This window comes from Pseudomonas sp. LAMO17WK12:I10, from assembly GCF_900215185.1.
GTDB classification, from domain to species: Bacteria; Pseudomonadota; Gammaproteobacteria; order Pseudomonadales; family Pseudomonadaceae; genus Aquipseudomonas; species Aquipseudomonas chlororaphis.
In genome coordinates this window covers 195,262-212,425 of record NZ_OBDX01000007.1, presented here as the reverse complement: position 1 = coordinate 212,425, position 17,164 = coordinate 195,262, and the positions used below count along the sequence as shown (strand labels likewise).

The window sequence follows — 17,164 nt, the reverse complement described above, 5'->3', positions numbered from 1 at the left end:
TTCCGATGCTGTCGGGCGGTTAACGCGGCAGCTTCAGGTTGTTCCAGACGGCCAGGCTTGGCTCGGCTTGGTTCAGAGTATAGAAGTGCAATCCTGGCGCACCGCCTTGCAACAAACGCTCACACATTTCGGTGATGACCTGTTCGCCGAACGCCTGAATGCTTTGGCTGTCGTCGCCGTAGGCTTCCAGTTGCTTGCGGATCCAGCGCGGGATTTCCGCGCCGCAGGCGTCGGAGAAACGCGCCAGCTTGCTGTAGTTGGTGATCGGCATGATGCCGGGCACGATCGGGATGTTCACACCCATTTGTTGCACGCGTTCGACGAAGTAGAAATAACTGTCGGCGTTGAAGAAATACTGGGTGATCGCACTGTTGGCGCCGGCGTTGGCCTTGCGCACGAAGTTGTTGAGGTCGTCTTCGAAATTGCGCGCCTGTGGGTGCATTTCCGGATACGCCGCCACTTCGATGTGGAAGTGGTCGCCAGTCTCTTCACGAATGAAGCTCACCAGGTCGTTGGCGTGACGCAACTCGCCGCTGGCCATGCCCATGCCCGAAGGCAGGTCGCCGCGCAGGGCGACGATACGGTTGATGCCGGCGGCCTTGTACTGGGTCAACAGGCCACGCAGGTCGGCCTTGCTGTCACCCACGCAGGACAGGTGCGGTGCGGCGGGGATCTTCACTTCGCTTTCGAGCTGCAGCACGGTGTTCATCGTGCGGTCGCGGGTCGAGCCACCGGCACCGTAGGTGCAGGAGAAGAAGTCGGGGTTGTAACTGGCCAGCTGGCGGGCAGTGGCGAGCAGTTTTTCATGCCCAGCATCGGTCTTGGTCGGGAAGAACTCGAAGCTGTAGCGACGGTCTTGGGACATGGAGGAAACCTCCAGCTACAAGCTGCAAGCCACAAGCTGCAAGAGTAGCGGAGGTGCGCTCAGCTCTTGTGCCTGGAACGGGCTGCTTGAAACTGTTTAAGCAAATAGGGACGAAGCCGAAAGCTTCGAGCGGCAAGCGCGGCTTGTGGCCTTTGCTTGCTGCTTGAAGCTCAAGGCTTGCAACTGCTCTTAGTACCGGTAAGCGTGCGGCTTGAACGGGCCTTCGACGGTGACGCCGATGTAGTCAGCCTGCTGCTTGGTCAGTTGGGTGACCACGCCACCGAAGCCGCGGACCATTTCCAGGGCCACTTCTTCGTCGAGTTTCTTGGGCAGTACTTCAACGGTCAGGCGCTCGGCTTTCTGGGCTGGCGACAGGTCGGCGTACTTCTGGCCGAACAGGAAGATCTGCGCCAGAACCTGGTTGGCGAACGAGCCGTCCATGATGCGGCTTGGGTGACCGGTGGCGTTGCCCAGGTTCACCAGGCGGCCTTCGGCCAGCAGGATCAGGTAGTCGTCGTTCTGGGCGTCGAAAGCGCCTGGGCCGGTGCGGTGAACCTTGTGCACCTGCGGCTTCACTTCTTCCCATGCCCAGTTCTTGCGCATGAAAGCGGTGTCGATTTCGTTGTCGAAGTGACCGATGTTGCAGACAACGGCGCGCTTCTTCAGGGCCTTGAGCATGTTTGCGTCGCAAACATTGACGTTACCGGTGGTGGTCACGATCAGGTCGATCTTGCCCAGCAGGGCCTTGTCGATGCTCGCTTCGGTGCCGGTGTTGATGCCGTCGATGAACGGCGAAACCAGTTCGAAACCGTCCATGCAGGCCTGCATGGCGCAGATCGGGTCGACTTCGGAAACCTTGACGATCATGCCTTCCTGACGCAGGGACTGGGCCGAACCCTTGCCCACGTCACCGTAGCCGATGACCAGCGCTTGCTTGCCGGACAACAGGTGGTCGGTACCGCGCTTGATCGCATCGTTCAGGCTGTGACGGCAGCCGTACTTGTTGTCGTTCTTGCTCTTGGTCACCGAGTCGTTGACGTTGATGGCCGGGATCTTCAGCTCGCCCTTGGCCAGCATGTCCAGCAGGCGGTGCACGCCGGTGGTGGTTTCTTCGGTCACACCGTGGACGCGGTCCAGCACCTGCGGGTACTTCTTGTGCAGCAGCTCGGTCAGGTCGCCGCCGTCGTCGAGGATCATGTTGGCGTCCCAAGGCTTGCCATCCTTGAGGATGGTCTGCTCCAGGCACCACTCGTACTCTTGCTCGGTCTCGCCTTTCCAGGCGAATACCGGGATACCGGCGGCAGCGATGGAGGCAGCGGCCTGGTCCTGGGTCGAGAAGATGTTGCAGGACGACCAGCGTACTTCGGCACCCAGGGCAACCAGGGTTTCGATCAGCACGGCAGTCTGGATGGTCATGTGGATGCAGCCGAGAATCTTCGCGCCCTTGAGCGGTTGTTCAGCGGCGTACTTGCGACGCAGACCCATCAGGGCCGGCATCTCCGATTCGGCGATGATGGTTTCACGACGGCCCCAGGCGGCCAGGGACATGTCGGCGACTTTGTAGTCGGTAAAATCTGCAGGCGTGATGACAGCGCTCATGAAGAGCCTCCATTCGTAAGTATGCGAATGGGCGCCGTTGTGCGTTTAGTGACTGACCGAACCATCACGGCCAGACAACGCCCCATCCGAGCCTGACAGGTCGAACCTGCTGCAGCGCCCCTCGGACAGGTGGCGGGAAAACGGTATCAGGTGATCGTTACCGTTTTGAAACGGAGGCGATTATAGCCGTCTGCCAGCGACTTCCCAAGGATTTCTGTCGGACGATGATCGAACGGTTATCGCGACCATAGTAGAAGCTCAATAGAGCTCTGCGCCGGGGTCTGCCATGATGCCGGCATCAATCGGCAAGACGGTCAGGAGTGAGTATGAATTTCCACACCCGCAAATGGGTAAAACCCGAAGACCTCAACCCCAACGGCACGCTGTTCGGCGGCAGCCTGTTGCGCTGGATCGACGAAGAAGCGGCGATCTACGCCATCGTCCAGCTGGGCAACCAGCGCGTGGTCACCAAGTACATTTCCGAAATCAACTTCGTCAGCGCCTCGCGCCAGGGCGACATTATCGAGCTGGGCATCACTGCCACCGAATTCGGCCGGACCTCGATCACCCTGACCTGTGAAGTGCGCAACAAGATCACCCGCAAGAGCATCCTCACCGTCGAGAAGATGGTCTTCGTCAACCTGGGCGAGGACGGCTTGCCGGCTCCCCACGGTCGTACCGAGATCCGGTACGTGAAAGACCAGTTCAAGGACGACGAGCCCATCGCCTGACCGCTGTGGGCGTGAGTCTGCCAGCTCCTGCATGAGGGCACTGAACGAGCCCTGAACCCCGGATGTCGTACCTGACAGGGTACCCACAGGTTCAGGAGCCATTAACGTGCAGACAGACGGCAAGACCCCGGGCCTTTCTCCCGAAGAGCAGCACGACGTAGACAAGAACCAGCCGCCCCGCGCGGCGGTCTTGCACGAGATCATCCGCACCCAGGGCGACAAGGAGCTGGAGCGCAGCGTCGCGGCGCTCTGGTGGTCGGCCCTGGCCGCCGGCCTGACCATGGGCCTGTCGCTGATGGGCATGGGCCTGCTCGACTCGCGCCTGCCCGACGGCGAAGGGTTCAAGGTGATTGCCAGTTTCGGTTACTGCGCGGGCTTCCTGGCGGTGATCCTGGCGCGCCAGCAACTGTTCACCGAAAACACCCTGACGGCCGTGCTGCCGATCATGAGCAAACCCACCCGGGGCAATTTCGCGCGCCTGTGTCGCTTGTGGGGCGTGGTCCTGGTGGGCAACCTGTGCGGCACGCTGCTGGTGGCCTACGTGATGCTGCACCTGCCGATTTTCGACGCCAGGACCGACCTGGCCTTCCTCGATATCGGGCGCAATGTCATGGAGAACGATGCCGGACAGATGTTCGCCAAGGGCATCGTCTCCGGCTGGATGATCGCCACCATGGTCTGGATGATCCCGTCCATGGAGAGCGCCAAGATGTGGATCATCATCCTGATCACCTACCTGATGGCCCTGGGGGACTTCACCCATATCGTGGTCGGTTCGGTGGAGGTCTCGTACCTGGTGTTCGCCGGCGAGTTGCCGTGGCGGGATTTCTGGTGGGTGTTCGCCGGGCCGACGTTGGCGGGGAATATCATCGGCGGCAGCTTCATCTTCGCCCTGATCAGCCATGCCCAGGTGCGCAGTGAAAGTGGCCTGCCAAAAACGACTGCGGACCCTGGGCGGGTCCGCGATCGATCAAGAAACGATCAGTGAGCGTCCTGGGTGGCCGCCGGTGCATCCTGGGTGACATGGCGCACCAGTTTGCCGATGGTCAGGCCCTGCAGGAGGATCGACGACAGCACCACGATGTAGGTGATGCTCAGCACCAGGTCGCGCTCCGGGCCCAGTGGCAGGGCCAGGGCCAGCGCCACCGAAACCCCGCCGCGCAGGCCGCCCCAGGTCAGCACCCGGATAGTGCCGCGCGGCACGCTGCGCCAGCGGCGTAGCAGGACGATGGCCGGGGCCACGGTGAGCAGGCGCGACAGCACGATCGCCACCGCCAGCAGGCTCGCAGCCAGCAAGTGCAGCCAGTTGAACGGCAGCAGCAACAGCTCCATGCCGATCAGGGCGAACAGCAGGGCGTTGAGCATGTCGTCGAGCAGTTCCCAGAAGCCGTCCAGATAACGCCGGGTCATGTCGTTCATCGCCAGGTTGCGCCCCAGGTTGCCGATGATCAGGCCCGCCACCACCATCGCGATCGGTGCCGAGACGTGCAGTTCGCTGGCCATCGCCGAGCCGCCGATCACCAGGGCCAGGGTCAGCATTACCTCGATCTGGTGCTGCTCGATGCTCTTGATCATCAGGTACACCAGGTAGCCGATCAGCCCGCCGAACACCACGCCGCCGATGGCCTCATGGGCAAACAGCAGGGCGGTGGCGCCGACGGTCGGGGTTTCGCCGAGCTGGGCGATACCCAGCAGCACAGTGAACACCACCACCGCGGTGCCGTCGTTGAACAGCGACTCGCCGACGATGGTGGTTTTCAGCGGCTTGGAAGCGTTGGCGGTACGCAGCACGCCGAGCACCGCGATCGGGTCGGTCGGCGAGATCAGGGCGCCGAACAGCAGGCAATAGAGGAAGCTCACGTGCCAGCCGAACAGGCCGAAGATCCAGTAGGCCAGGCTGCCGATGACGAACGTGGCGATCAGCACGCCGACCGTGGCCAGCAGGCCGATGGGCCAGCGATAGCTGCGCAGGTCGTTGAGGTTGACGTGCAAGGCGCCGGCGAACAGCAGGAACGACAGCATCCAGTTCATCAGCAGGTCGCCGAAGTCGATCTGGCCGATCAGCTGTTGCACATGCTCTTCCAGGCCGGGATAGCCGAGGAAGCTCAAGCCTTGCAACAGCAGGGAAAACAGCAGGGCGGTGACCATCACGCCGATGGTCGGCGGCAGGCCGATGAAGCGGAAGTTGACGTAGGTGAGCAGGGTGGTCAGGCAGATGAAGGCGGCAACGAGTTCAAGCATCCGGAGTCCCTTGGATAGAAACGTGAAAAGAAAGCCCGAAAACCATCGGGCAAGGGTTTGATGGGCCGCTGGCGACCCGGGGCACACCGACAAGGAAAGTTCAGATTCTTCTGTCGGTGAGCCGGTCGGGACAGTGCGTGGTTCTGTAGGCGAGCGTGGGTCAGTCGCGCGCTCGTCGAGGTTTAGCCGGATACATTGATCGCGGCCGCCTGGCGACGTTGCAGGTGAATGAACAGTAGCGCGGTCAGCACCGTCAGTCCGCCGACCAGTGCGCCGGTCCACGGCAGGTCGGCCAGGTCGGCGCCACTGGCGACGACCAGCCCGCCGATCCAGGCGCCGGCGGCGTTACCCAGGTTGAAGGCGCTCTGGTTCAGGGTCGAGCCCAGGTTCGGAGCCTCATGGGCCTGGTCGATGATCAGCAATTGCAGGATCGGGCACAGGGCGAAGGCGAAAATCCCCCACAGCAGCAACGTGATCGCCGCCGGGATCAGCAGGTGGCTGGTCTGGCTGAACGCGGCCAGCACCAACACCACGGCCAGCGCCATGGCCACCAGCGACGGCAGCAGGCGGCTGTCGGCCAGGCGGCCGCCGAGCATGCTGCCGGCCGTCAGGCCGACGCCGAACAGCAGCAACATGATGGTCACGCCATGGGGGCTGACGCCGGTGACGTCCTGCAGGATCGGCGCGATATAGGTGAAGACGCTGAACAGGCTGGTGGAGGCCAGCACGCTCATGCCCAGGGCCAACAGCACGTTGGTCTTGCCCAGGACCTTGAACTCGCTGGCCAGGTTGGCCTTGTCCATGGCGATGTGCCGGGGCAGCCAGAACCACTGGGCAATGGCGGCGATCACCCCGATCACCGACACCGCCCAGAAGGTCGAGCGCCAGCCGGCGTATTGTCCCAGTGCCGTGCCCAGCGGCACGCCGAGCACATTGGCCAGGGTCAGGCCGGTGAACATCATGGCGATCGCCTGGGCGCGTTTGTTCGGCGCCACCAGGCTGGCGGCGACCACCGAGCCAATGCCGAAAAACGCACCGTGGCACAGCGCGGTGATCACCCGCGCGGCCATCAGCGTGGCATAGTTCGGCGCTAGCGCGCAGAGCACATTGCCGAGGATGAACATCAGGGTCATGCCCAGCAGCGTGGCCTTGCGCGGCATGTTGGCGGTGCCGACGGCGAGGATCGGCGCGCCGAACACCACGCCCAGGGCGTAACCGGTAATCAGCAGGCCGGCATGGGGAATGCTGACGGACAGGTCGCGGGCGACATCGGGCAGCAGGCCCATGATGACGAATTCAGTGGTGCCGATGCCGAAGGCGGCAACAGCCAGTGCGAGCAAGGCGAGTGGCATGCGAGGATTCTCTGTCTGTAGTCTTGACGCCCTGATCAGGCATACGCATGCCAGCTTTGCGCCTCCATCGGATCAGGTCCGGCGGATTGGGCAGCGGCAGGAATTATTGGAATGGATATGCGCAACTGAGTGCGGCGTGGTCGGCGTCAGTATAGACAGCCGAGGCCCTTAGGTGAATCGATTCTCTTATAGCAAACAGGGAGTGTGAGGTGCTGGCGACAACTCTGGTTCTGGTGGCGGCGCTGCTGCATGCGGCGTGGAATACCCTGATCAAGTTCAGTGGTGAACGGTTATTGGTGGTGGCCTGCATGGACAGCGTCGCCTTGTTGTTCGTGGCATTGATGCTGGGGTTCGTCGAGTGGCCACCGCTGCAGATCTGGCCGTGGATCCTGGCGTCGGCGGTTTTCGAGTTGCTCTACCGCTACCTGCTGATCCAGGCCTATCGGGTCGGCGACCTGGGCCTGGTCTATCCACTGATGCGTGGCCTTTCGCCTCTGGTGGTGCTGGCCCTGACCCTGATCTTCGCGGGCGAGGTGCTCAGCCTCCAGCAGATCCTCGGCATCCTGTTGATCCCTTTCGGCATGCTGTGCCTGCTGTGGCAGGGCGGTGGCGGCGACCGCCTGCCATGGTCGATGTTGCCGGTAGTGGCGCTGATCGGCCTGTGCATCGGTTGCTACACCTTTATCGACGGCCAGGCATTGCGCCGCTGGTCCCATCCGCTGGATTACCTGGTGTGGGTGACGCTGCTCAGCGCCTGGCCCTTTCCGTTGCTGGCGTTGCTGCGCAAGCGTGCGGCCTTCAGCCTGTTCTGGCGCGAACAATGGAGGCTGGGGTTGAGCGTCGGGTTCTGCGTATTGTTCAGCTACGCTCTGGTGCTGTGGGCCATGCAGCTGGGATCGATCGCCGAGGCGGCGGCGCTGCGGGAAATCAGCGTGATCCTGGTGGTGCTGTTCGGCATGCGTTACCTGAAAGAACCTTTCGGCCGACCTCGGCTCTTAGCTTGTGGACTGGTGCTGATCGGCATGCTGGTGATGAAGTTCTGACCCCGTTCCCCTCATGACTTTAAAAAGGACTCTGCCATGACCGTCGCTTTCTGGTGTGTATTGATCGCCATCTTCCTGCCGTACCTGTGCAACAGCATCGCCAAGTTCAGCGGGGGCAACTTTGGCCTGCGGCAGAACCATGACCCGCGGGCCTACCTCGAAACCCTCGAAGGTTTCGCCCGGCGGGCGCAAGCGGCGCAGCTCAACAGTTTTGAAGTGACCCCGGCCTTTGCCGCGGGGGTGATCATTGCCCACATCGCCAACGTCGCCGAACTGGTGACCATCGATGTGCTGGCGGTGCTGTTCATCACCAGCCGCCTGCTGTACATCATTTGCTACCTGGCGGACTGGGCGATCCTGCGGTCGCTGGTGTGGCTCGTCGGCATAGCGCTGATTGCCAGCTTCTTTTTCGTTTCGATCTGATCCTGTAGCCGCTGCCGAGCCCGCGAAGCTGCGCTCGGGCGTGCAGCAGGCGCGGTTATCCTGACCCCGCGCATTCTCAGGTTTTGCGCCTGCTACGCAGTCGATCGCAGCCTCGCGGGCTCGGCAGCGGCTACGGGGCTACAGGGTCATTTGCTGTCGGTGACTTCAGGCACTTTCGGCAGCGTGGCGCCCTTGGGCCAGAGCATCCAGATCTGGCCCTGCTGTTTCATGTCTCCCGCCAGTTGCCCGGCCGCGTCGCCGGTGCCCCAGAACAGGTCGGCGCGAACTTCGCCGGCGATCGCGCCACCGGTGTCCTGTGCCGCCACCGGGCGGATCAGGCTGCTGCCATCCGGCCGGGTGGTGGAGAGCCATAACAGGCTGCCCAGCGGAATCACCTTGCGGTCCACCGCCACGCTGTAGCCGGACGTCAGCGGTACGTTCAACGAGCCGCGCGGGCCTTCGTTGCTGTCCGGGTTGCGGTTGAAGAACACGTAGCTGGGGTTGCTGCCCAGCAATTCCGGGATGCGATTGGGGTTGGCCTTGGCCCAGGCCGCGATGGTGCCCATGGTCACGTCTTCTTTCTTCAGCTCGCCCTGATCCACCAGCCAGCGGCCGATGGGGCGGTACGGGTGGCCGTTCTGGTCGGCATAGCCGATGCGCAACTGGCGCCCGTCTTCCAGCTGGATGCGGCCCGAGCCCTGGATCTGCAGGAATTGCAGGTTCATCGGGTCGGTCAGCCAGGCGATCACCGGCGCCTTGACCCCCTTGGTCTCGATGGTCGCGGCATCGTCGTAGGGTTTCAGTACCCGGCCTTCGAGGCGGCCGCGCAGGCGCTTGCCCTTGAGTTCGGGATAAATGCTGTCGAGGGCGACGATGATCATGTCTTCCGGCACGCCATAGACCGGCACTGAAGCGGCCTGGGTCTGGGTCAGGCTGCCCGGATAGACCGGCTCGTAGTAGCCGGTGATCAGGCCGTTGCTGCTGCCGCTGGCCGAGCGCAGGCCGTAGACGTCCAGGTGCTGCTTGAGAAAGCTGCGGACATCGAGGGCGGTGAGCGGCACATTGGCCGCCGTCGCGCAGGTCGGGCCCCACACCGGGTCGGCTTTCAGTCGGGTGCAGGCGCTGCGCCAGGAACCGAAGCCGGCCAGCAGGTCGTCGTCGGACACAGTGGGCAAGGCTTCCCAGCTGGCGCTGGTATAGGTGGCGATGGCATGGGGCTGGGGTGGCTTGCCGACTTCGCCGCCATTGCATCCGGCCAGCAGGATCGCGGTCGGCAAGGCCCAGGCCAGGTGTCGACGCCACAGCTTGAAACGGGTGTTCATTGGGTACTTCCTTTGTGGCTTGCCTGGGCGCATGGCAACGTCAGGCAATCCATATTGTTAATAGGGCTATTGGTCTTTGCCGGACAGGCGAGGATACTGGCGGCCGTTTCCCGTGACTCGAAGCCACCATGACGCTTAAAAGACTCTCTGTTGTATTGCTGGCCTGCCTGACGCTGTCCGCCTGCGGCGGTGTCGATCCGAACTCCCCGCTGGGTCAGCGCAAGGCGATCTTCAAACAGATGCTCAAGACCGGTGAAGACCTGGGCGGCATGCTCCGTGGGCGTATCCCGTTCGACGGCCCGCGCTTTACCGAAGGCGCAATCAAGCTGGACAGCCTGTCCCATGAACCCTGGAAGCACTTCCCGCAGGTCAAGGAACAGGAGCACACCAGCGCGACTGACGATGTCTGGCAGAAGCAGGCACGTTTCCAGGAACTGGCCCGCACCCTCGAGGCGGCCACCGGTGAACTGGTCATCGCCAGCAAGGTCCAGCCATACAAGGCCAGCAACCTGGGGCCGGCGGTACAGAAAGTCGAAGATGCCTGCAGCGCCTGCCATAAAGAGTTTCGCGATCACTGATCCCGTCGCCTGAGGTGTCTGCGGCAGGCACATCTGCCGCGGCGGCTTGAACTTACTTGTCCAGTTCGTCGAGGGCTTCCTGCAATTCCTTGCGGGACTCGGCCAGCTTGTCCTTGCGCTTGTTGATCTTCTCGGCGTCGCCTTTTTTCATGGCCTTGTCCAGGTCGGTCTGGCGCCGGCTGACTTCGTGCTTGGCGTCCAGCACCTTGTTTTCGCGTTCCTTTTTCAGCGAGGCGTCGGTGCAGTTCGCGGTGGCTTCGCTCAGGGCTTTTTCCAGGCCGGCCTGTTGTTCGCTGTTGCCGTGGGCCTTGGCCTGTTCGAGCTGGGTGCTGATGGCCTGGCGCTTGGCGGCGCAACCCGTGAGTTCCGGTGCCTGCTCGGCGGCCATCAGGGCTGGGGTTGTCAGGGCGAATGCGGCGAAGAGGGTGAACGGTGCAAGAAATTTCATAAAGGCTCCATGTGAAAAGATGAATAGCAGGAGTGGGGCGACGGGCTGTTTGAGCCATCTGCATCCTCGGGGTTCAATGCCGCCGGCTGTAAAGGTTTCAGAAGCCTTCGATTCCGGCGGCACGTAATTCTTCACTCACGGCCAGGACCTGCGGATCGCGGAAGAAGGCGCTCAACTGAGCGGCGCGTCCCGGGCCGATAGCGCTTTGGGCCTGCCATTGTTCGGTGGTTCTGGCAGCCAACGCTGCCCAGCCATCTTCGAGCCTGGCGTCGCCGGTCGGTGGCAGTCCAAGGGCTTTGAGCCAGCGATGAAACGGTTGCCGGCGGGCGCTGTGCAGGCTGTTCAGCAAACGCGCGATGCTGCGTTCGCCAAGGCCGGTAATGTTAGCAAGCTCTGCAGGTTCAAGGGTCAACCAATCGACCAAGCCGTTGATCAGTCCGGCGTCCACCAGCTTCTCCCAAGTGCCAGGGCCGACATGGGGCAGGTCCAGCCCGGATTTTCCGCTCAGCCAGGTCAGGCGTGCGAGGAACTGGCTCTCACAGCCGGGCAGGGGGTGCCAGCAACTGAGTGCATGGAAGGCCGAGGCATCCGGAACCTGCAGCGGAACACGCTGGGGCGTGCGCAGTATCACCGCGTTCAGGCGCGGGATGGTCAGGCCGGCGAGGCTGATCGACACCTGGTCGCCAGGGCGGATATCCAGTTTCTGCCAGCGCGGCAGCGAGCCGACGCTGACCCGCCTGATCTGCCGGTCGTCGAGCTGGACCGGCTCCAGTTCGAGCATCGGGGTGATCCGGCCGGTGCGGCCGATCTTGAAGTCGACCTTGCGCACCCTGGCCAGGGCCTGGGCGAATGGGTATTTCCACGCGGCGATCCAGTAGGGCGCCTTGGCCTGCCAGCGTTGCGCCTCTGGGCGTCGGCTCTGGCGCAGGACGATGCCATCGCTGGCGAAGGGCAGGGCCGAGCGATACCAGTGCTCTCGCCAGTGCCGGACCTCGGCGAATGTGCTGACGCGCTGGCTGTACTCGCTGCTGTGGGCAAATCCCAGGGCCTTGAGGCCGGCCAGGCGCTGCACCAGGGTGCTCGGGCCTTGTGGCCAGTCCCAGACGAACAGGCCGATCCGGCTGGCTTGCCGAGGGTCCAGCTGGTTGCGGGCCAATAGGCCGGCGACCTGGCCGCGGGCATTCAGGCTGCCAGCCTTGGCCTGTATGTGATCGTTCTGGCGCCAATAGAGCTCGCCCTGTAGCAGCAGGTCCCGCGGTTCGGGCAGGCGTTTGGGGATGGCGCTTATCAGTTGCGCGGGCCCGGTCCAGTCCTGGCCCTGAAGGCCATCCCCGCGGCTGATGGCTTGCTGGAAGCGTCCCTGGCGATAGATCAGGGTCACGGCCACGCCGTCGATCTTGGGCTGTACCCAGACCTCCTCGCGCCCGGCGAGCCACTGGCGTACGGCACTTTCATCGGCCAGTTTCTCCACTCCGGTATGGGGAATGGGGTGCAGGACAGTACCGCGTGCGGTGCGTAGCGGGTTGGCGCGGTCTGCGCTGACGGTGGGGAAACAGCTTTGCCAATGTTCGAGCCGGGCGCGGGACTGGTCGTAAAGCTCGTCAGTCACCGGCGACAGGCCTTCACGGTGGTAGCTGTCGTCCCAGCGGTTGATTTGCTGTTGCAGGGTGGCCGTTTCGGTTTGCGCCTGGGCAGGTGTCCAGTCGGGACACGGGCTGGCGACGCTTGGCAGGGCGATGGCGCTCAGGAGGATTGCGGCCAATAGCGTTGCTCTGTAGGGCATGGGGAGCATCCTTGCTCGGGGAGTCAGGTTGCAGGCTAGTGGGGTGGATAGCAGGGAGAAAGGGTGTATGGATTGCCGGGTATTTCGCGGGCTGGTTGGACGATGCGCGGGTTTTTTCGCGAGCCGGCTTATACCCCCAGGAATCAGGCTGACCCTATAGGAGCGCCCTGCAAATCATGAAACCTTCAGCCACAAAAAAGCCCCGCAAGGCGAACCGTGCGGGGCTTGGGTAAGTGCTGCCGGGATTACAGGTTGGCAGCGGCGCGCAGGGTTTCGGCGCGGTCGGTCTTTTCCCAGGTGAAGGTGGTGAAGGTGTCATCACCCACGGTCTTGGTTTGCGGGGTACGGCCGAAGTGGCCGTAGGCCGCGGTTTCGCGGTACATCGGGTGCAGCAGGTCGAGCATGGTGGTGATCGCGTACGGACGCAGGTCGAACACTTCGCGCACCAGCTTGATGATCTTGTCGTCGCTGATCTTGCCGGTGCCGAAGGTGTTCAGCGAGATCGAAGTCGGTTGCGCCACGCCGATGGCGTAGGACACCTGGATCTCGCAGCGCTCGGCCAGGCCGGCGGCGACGATGTTCTTGGCCACGTAACGACCGGCATAGGCGGCCGAACGGTCGACCTTCGATGGGTCCTTGCCGGAGAACGCGCCGCCGCCGTGACGGGCCATGCCGCCGTAGCTGTCGACGATGATCTTGCGACCGGTCAGGCCGCAGTCGCCGACCGGGCCGCCGATGATGAACTGGCCAGTCGGGTTGATGTGGAACTGGGTGTCCTTGGACAGCAGCTCGGCCGGCAGCACGTGCTTGACGATCAGTTCCATCACGCCTTCGCGCAGGTCTTTGTACGACACGTCAGGGTTGTGCTGGGTCGACAGGACCACGGCGTCGATGCCGACCACCTTGCCGCCTTCGTAGCGGCAGGTGACCTGGGACTTGGCATCCGGACGCAGCCACGGCAGCAGGCCGGACTTGCGGGCTTCGGCCTGGCGCTGCACCAGTTGGTGCGAGAAGGTGATCGGGGCCGGCATCAGCACGTCGGTTTCGTTGCTGGCGTAGCCGAACATCAGGCCCTGGTCGCCGGCGCCCTGGTCTTCAGGCTTGGCGCGGTCGACACCCTGGTTGATGTCGGGGGACTGCTTGCCGATGATGTTCATCACGCCGCAGGTCGCGCCGTCGAAACCGACGTCGGAGCTGGTGTAGCCGATGTCGGTGATGACGTCACGAACGATCTGCTCCAGGTCAACCCAGGCCGAGGTGGTGACTTCGCCGGCGACGATGGCCACACCGGTCTTGACCAGGGTTTCCACCGCTACGCGGGCGTGCTTGTCCTGGGCAATGATGGCGTCCAGCACCGCATCGGAAATCTGGTCGGCGATTTTGTCCGGATGCCCTTCAGACACGGACTCGGAGGTGAAAAGGGAGTATTCGCTCATCTCGACGGTTTCCTAAAATTTACCGATGGTGAGTGTCGCCAGCCGGTCGCTGAAAGTGGCGGACCTGGATCTGGAAACCATTACGTAAACCTACATACAGACTTTCTCCGGGAACCAGTCCCGCAGCGGTGGCCCAGCGGGCCAGATCATCCTGGTCAAACCCCAGCCAGAGATCACCGCAGGCCTCCCTGGCCCAACTCTGGTTGTGGCTGCACAACTCTGTCACTAACAGGCTGCCGCCCGGTTGCAGCAAGCCGGCCAGGCGCTTCAGCGCATCGGCCGGCGCGGCGAAATGGTGCAGGACCATGTTCAGCACCACGCAATCGGCCGTCAGGCTCGCGCCATTCAATGCATCGGCCAGTTGCAGGCTGACGTTAGCCAGCGTTTCGCGCTCACAGACCTGGCGTGCCAGTTCGAGCATGGCCGGGCTGTTGTCCAACGCGGTCACCCGGGCGAAACGACGGGCCAGTTCCGGCAGGAAACTGCCATCCCCGGGGCCGACTTCGATCGCCGTGGCGGTGTCCGTGAAGTTCAGTTTGTCGAGCAGTGCCAGCACGCTTTCGCGGTACTGGGGCAGTCCTGCGATCAGGTCCTGCTGGGCGCGAAATTTCTCCGCGACCCGTGAGAAAAAGTCCTGGCTGGCGGCCGCCCGCTGGCGGTGCACCAGGCCGATACGCGATTGCACTTCGCCGGGCAGCGTCAGGTTGTCCACTTCATCCAGCAGGGCGGCGTGCAGCCTGCCGCCCAGCAGTTCGGTGTGGGGCAGGGCGCGCCGGTAGAAGATCGCGTTGCCTTCGCGGCGGGTTGCCACCAGGTCGGCCTGGGCCAGGACCTTCAGGTGGTGGCTCATGCCGGACTGGCCGATGGCGAAGATCTGTGCCAGTTCCAGTACGCCGAACGAGTCGTTGGCCAGCGCGCGCAATACATTCAGCCGCAGCGGATCGCCGCCGGCCTTGCACAGGGCCGCCAGCTCGTCGCAGTCTTCATGGTTCATGGAGGGCGCGCGTAAATTCATAAGGCCAGCAGTCTAGTGACGCACCCCCAACCTCGCAAGACCAATATCAAAAAGTTTTGATATTGCTCGATAGATGGCACTTAACGCAGGTCCCTGTGTTCTACAAACGAACCGCGGAATGGTTTCATCAGGCGATTGCCCCTTTATCGACCGGAAAAACGCGCCAGAGTCACTATCTGTCATTGCCCCCGCCTACCGGCTGAGGGAAAATGCACGCCTTTTTCCGATTCGTTTTTATTCAACCCGACTTAGATAACCCCCAGGAGATCAGCGATGCCAAGCCGTCGTGAGCGTGCCAACGCCATTCGTGCCCTCAGCATGGATGCCGTGCAAAAAGCCAACAGCGGCCATCCCGGCGCCCCCATGGGGATGGCGGATATCGCCGAAGTACTTTGGCGTGACTATCTGAAGCACAACCCGAGCAATCCATCCTTCGCCGACCGTGACCGCTTCGTGCTGTCCAACGGCCACGGCTCGATGCTGATCTACTCGCTGCTGCACCTGACCGGCTACGACGTCACCATCGACGACCTGAAGAGTTTCCGCCAGCTGCACAGCCGCACCCCGGGCCACCCGGAATTCGGCTACACCCCGGGCGTCGAGACCACCACCGGCCCGCTGGGCCAGGGTCTGGCCAACGCCGTGGGCTTCGCCCTGGCGGAAAAGGTCCTGGCGGCGCAGTTCAACCGTCCAGGGCACAACGTCGTCGACCACCACACCTACGTGTTCCTGGGTGATGGCTGCATGATGGAAGGCATTTCCCATGAAGTCGCTTCCCTGGCCGGCACCCTGGGCCTGGGCAAGCTGATCGCCTTCTACGATGACAACGGCATCTCCATCGACGGCGAAGTCGAAGGCTGGTTCACCGACGACACGCCAAAGCGTTTCGAAGCCTACAACTGGCAGGTGATCCGCAACGTCGACGGTCACGACCCGGAAGAGATCAAGACCGCGATCGACACCGCGCGCAAAAGCGAGCAGCCGACCCTGATCTGCTGCAAGACCACCATCGGCTTCGGTTCGCCGAACAAGCAAGGCAAGGAAGACTGCCACGGCGCGCCACTGGGCGCCGAGGAAATCGCCCTGACCCGCGCCGCGCTGAAGTGGAACCACGGCCCGTTCGAAATCCCGGCCGATATCTATGCCGAATGGGATGCCAAGGAAGCCGGTCGCGCCGTCGAAGCCGAGTGGGACCAGCGTTTCTCCGCCTACTCCGCCGAATTCCCCGAGCTGGCCAACGAGCTGGTGCGTCGCCTGAGCGGCGACCTGCCGGCCGATTTCTCCGAGAAGGCCGATGCCTACATCGCCGAAGTCGCGGCCAAGGGCGAAACCATCGCCAGCCGTAAGGCCAGCCAGAACGCCCTGAACGCGTTCGGCCCGCTGCTGCCGGAATTCCTCGGCGGTTCGGCCGACCTGGCCGGTTCCAACCTGACCCTGTGGAAAGGCTGCAAGGGCGTCAGCGCCGAAGACGCCAGCGGCAACTACATGTACTACGGCGTTCGCGAGTTCGGCATGACCGCCATCATGAACGGCGTGGCCCTGCACGGTGGCCTGGTGCCTTACGGCGCGACCTTCCTGATGTTCATGGAATACGCGCGCAACGCGGTACGCATGTCGGCCCTGATGAAGCAGCGCGTGATCCACGTCTACACCCACGACTCCATCGGTCTGGGCGAAGACGGCCCGACGCACCAGCCGATCGAGCAGATCGCCAGCCTGCGCTGCACCCCGAACCTCGACACCTGGCGTCCAGCCGATGCCGTGGAATCGGCGGTGGCCTGGAAAAACGCGATCGAGCGCAAGGACGGCCCTTCGGCACTGATCTTCTCCCGTCAGAACCTGCAGCATCAGACCCGCAATGCCGTGCAGATCGCCGAAATCAGCCGCGGCGGCTACGTGCTCAAGGACTGCGCAGGCGAGCCTGAGCTGATCCTGATCGCCACCGGTTCCGAAGTCGGCCTGGCGGTGCAGGCTTTCGACAAGCTGACCGAGCAGGGCCGCAAGGTGCGCGTGGTGTCCATGCCATGCACCAGCGTGTTCGATGCCCAGGACGCCGGCTACAAACAGTCGGTCCTGCCGTTGCAGGTCAGCGCGCGTATCGCCATTGAGGCCGCACACGCGGACTACTGGTACAAGTACGTCGGCCTGGAAGGTCGCGTCATCGGCATGACCACCTACGGCGAGTCGGCGCCTGCGCCGGCCTTGTTCGAAGAGTTCGGTTTCACCCTGGAAAACATCCTGGGTCAGGCCGAAGAGCTGCTGGAAGACTAAAAAAGCGCGAATGCGGCGGCCTCTGGTCGCCGCATCACTTTGTAGGAGCGAGCTTGC

15 protein-coding genes and 1 riboswitch are annotated in these 17,164 nt (G+C 63.1%); of the genes, 6 read left to right on the top strand and 9 right to left on the bottom strand.

What is annotated here, in order from left to right; all coding sequences use genetic code 11:
• Positions 1–19: 19 nt before the first annotated feature.
• Both metF and ahcY read right to left on the bottom strand, forming a co-directional pair.
• Positions 20–865, bottom strand: a complete 846-nt coding sequence (metF, locus tag CRO75_RS10970; RefSeq protein WP_007932530.1) for a methylenetetrahydrofolate reductase [NAD(P)H] — start codon at positions 863–865, stop codon at positions 20–22.
• Between the two features lie 189 nt (positions 866–1,054).
• The gene (gene ahcY, locus CRO75_RS10965; protein WP_009045993.1) at positions 1,055–2,464 is read right to left on the bottom strand and encodes an adenosylhomocysteinase; all 1,410 of its coding nucleotides are present in this window, start codon (positions 2,462–2,464) and stop codon (positions 1,055–1,057) included.
• Positions 2,465–2,486: 22 nt separating this feature from the next.
• Positions 2,487–2,593: riboswitch (S-adenosyl-L-homocysteine riboswitch) on the bottom strand.
• Between the two features lie 197 nt (positions 2,594–2,790).
• Between ahcY and CRO75_RS10960 the strand changes: the two genes are divergently transcribed.
• Together CRO75_RS10960 and CRO75_RS10955 are read left to right on the top strand one after the other, a co-directional pair.
• Entirely contained in the window at positions 2,791–3,195 is a 405-nt protein-coding gene (locus CRO75_RS10960) for a hotdog domain-containing protein (protein WP_007932525.1), read from the top strand.
• Between the two features lie 100 nt (positions 3,196–3,295).
• The gene (locus CRO75_RS10955) at positions 3,296–4,183 is read left to right on the top strand and encodes a formate/nitrite transporter family protein (RefSeq protein WP_097135219.1); all 888 of its coding nucleotides are present in this window, start codon (positions 3,296–3,298) and stop codon (positions 4,181–4,183) included.
• On the opposite strand, the gene CRO75_RS10950 is transcribed toward CRO75_RS10955, so the two are convergent.
• Together CRO75_RS10950 and CRO75_RS10945 are read right to left on the bottom strand one after the other, a co-directional pair.
• Positions 4,177–5,436: a sodium:proton antiporter gene (locus tag CRO75_RS10950; protein ID WP_092419460.1), complete on the bottom strand. Its 1,260-nt coding sequence runs from the start codon at positions 5,434–5,436 to the stop codon at positions 4,177–4,179. The genes CRO75_RS10955 and CRO75_RS10950 overlap by 7 nt on opposite strands.
• A gap of 182 nt (positions 5,437–5,618) precedes the next feature.
• Positions 5,619–6,788, bottom strand: coding sequence for an MFS transporter (locus tag CRO75_RS10945; protein ID WP_085533026.1), 1,170 nt, complete (start codon positions 6,786–6,788; stop codon positions 5,619–5,621).
• Between the two features lie 209 nt (positions 6,789–6,997).
• Here CRO75_RS10945 and CRO75_RS10940 point away from each other — a divergent pair, with 209 nt between their 5' ends.
• The gene (locus tag CRO75_RS10940) at positions 6,998–7,831 is read left to right on the top strand and encodes an EamA family transporter (RefSeq protein WP_097135216.1); all 834 of its coding nucleotides are present in this window, start codon (positions 6,998–7,000) and stop codon (positions 7,829–7,831) included.
• A 36-nt stretch (positions 7,832–7,867) separates the two neighbouring features.
• Positions 7,868–8,254, top strand: a complete 387-nt coding sequence (locus tag CRO75_RS10935) for an MAPEG family protein (protein WP_097135214.1) — start codon at positions 7,868–7,870, stop codon at positions 8,252–8,254.
• 146 nt (positions 8,255–8,400) lie between these two features.
• Here the strand turns inward: CRO75_RS10935 and CRO75_RS10930 are convergent, their stop codons facing one another.
• Entirely contained in the window at positions 8,401–9,576 is a 1,176-nt protein-coding gene (locus CRO75_RS10930; protein WP_007922346.1) for an MltA domain-containing protein, read from the bottom strand.
• A 128-nt stretch (positions 9,577–9,704) separates the two neighbouring features.
• Here CRO75_RS10930 and CRO75_RS10925 point away from each other — a divergent pair, with 128 nt between their 5' ends.
• Positions 9,705–10,154, top strand: a complete 450-nt coding sequence (locus CRO75_RS10925; RefSeq protein ID WP_097135213.1) for a cytochrome c — start codon at positions 9,705–9,707, stop codon at positions 10,152–10,154.
• A 52-nt stretch (positions 10,155–10,206) separates the two neighbouring features.
• On the opposite strand, the gene CRO75_RS10920 is transcribed toward CRO75_RS10925, so the two are convergent.
• From CRO75_RS10920 to CRO75_RS10905, 4 genes are all read right to left on the bottom strand, one after another.
• The gene (locus CRO75_RS10920; protein WP_097135211.1) at positions 10,207–10,602 is read right to left on the bottom strand and encodes a DUF1090 domain-containing protein; all 396 of its coding nucleotides are present in this window, start codon (positions 10,600–10,602) and stop codon (positions 10,207–10,209) included.
• 97 nt (positions 10,603–10,699) lie between these two features.
• On the bottom strand, positions 10,700–12,385 hold the full coding sequence (gene ligB / locus CRO75_RS10915; RefSeq protein ID WP_097135208.1) for an NAD-dependent DNA ligase LigB: 1,686 nt from the start codon (positions 12,383–12,385) through the stop codon (positions 10,700–10,702).
• A 245-nt stretch (positions 12,386–12,630) separates the two neighbouring features.
• On the bottom strand, positions 12,631–13,821 hold the full coding sequence (gene metK / locus CRO75_RS10910; RefSeq protein WP_009045984.1) for a methionine adenosyltransferase: 1,191 nt from the start codon (positions 13,819–13,821) through the stop codon (positions 12,631–12,633).
• A gap of 19 nt (positions 13,822–13,840) precedes the next feature.
• On the bottom strand, positions 13,841–14,836 hold the full coding sequence (locus tag CRO75_RS10905; RefSeq protein WP_097135207.1) for a metalloregulator ArsR/SmtB family transcription factor: 996 nt from the start codon (positions 14,834–14,836) through the stop codon (positions 13,841–13,843).
• 273 nt (positions 14,837–15,109) lie between these two features.
• Between CRO75_RS10905 and tkt the strand changes: the two genes are divergently transcribed.
• Positions 15,110–17,107 (top strand): transketolase, encoded by a 1,998-nt coding sequence (gene tkt / locus CRO75_RS10900; protein WP_007922335.1) that lies wholly within the window; start codon positions 15,110–15,112, stop codon positions 17,105–17,107.
• Positions 17,108–17,164: the final 57 nt, after the last annotated feature.

Coding starts and splice junctions, on each gene's coding strand:
- metK (WP_009045984.1), bottom strand. CDS start 13,821: ATGAGCGAATACTCCCTTTTCACCTCCGAGTCCGTGTCTGAAGGGCAT.
- metF (WP_007932530.1), bottom strand. CDS start 865: ATGTCCCAAGACCGTCGCTACAGCTTCGAGTTCTTCCCGACCAAGACC.
- ahcY (WP_009045993.1), bottom strand. CDS start 2,464: ATGAGCGCTGTCATCACGCCTGCAGATTTTACCGACTACAAAGTCGCC.
- CRO75_RS10920 (WP_097135211.1), bottom strand. CDS start 10,602: ATGAAATTTCTTGCACCGTTCACCCTCTTCGCCGCATTCGCCCTGACA.
- tkt (WP_007922335.1), top strand. CDS start 15,110: ATGCCAAGCCGTCGTGAGCGTGCCAACGCCATTCGTGCCCTCAGCATG.
- CRO75_RS10960 (WP_007932525.1), top strand. CDS start 2,791: ATGAATTTCCACACCCGCAAATGGGTAAAACCCGAAGACCTCAACCCC.
- CRO75_RS10930 (WP_007922346.1), bottom strand. CDS start 9,576: ATGAACACCCGTTTCAAGCTGTGGCGTCGACACCTGGCCTGGGCCTTG.
- CRO75_RS10950 (WP_092419460.1), bottom strand. CDS start 5,436: ATGCTTGAACTCGTTGCCGCCTTCATCTGCCTGACCACCCTGCTCACC.
- CRO75_RS10935 (WP_097135214.1), top strand. CDS start 7,868: ATGACCGTCGCTTTCTGGTGTGTATTGATCGCCATCTTCCTGCCGTAC.
- CRO75_RS10945 (WP_085533026.1), bottom strand. CDS start 6,788: ATGCCACTCGCCTTGCTCGCACTGGCTGTTGCCGCCTTCGGCATCGGC.
- CRO75_RS10905 (WP_097135207.1), bottom strand. CDS start 14,836: ATGAATTTACGCGCGCCCTCCATGAACCATGAAGACTGCGACGAGCTG.
- ligB (WP_097135208.1), bottom strand. CDS start 12,385: ATGCCCTACAGAGCAACGCTATTGGCCGCAATCCTCCTGAGCGCCATC.
- CRO75_RS10925 (WP_097135213.1), top strand. CDS start 9,705: ATGACGCTTAAAAGACTCTCTGTTGTATTGCTGGCCTGCCTGACGCTG.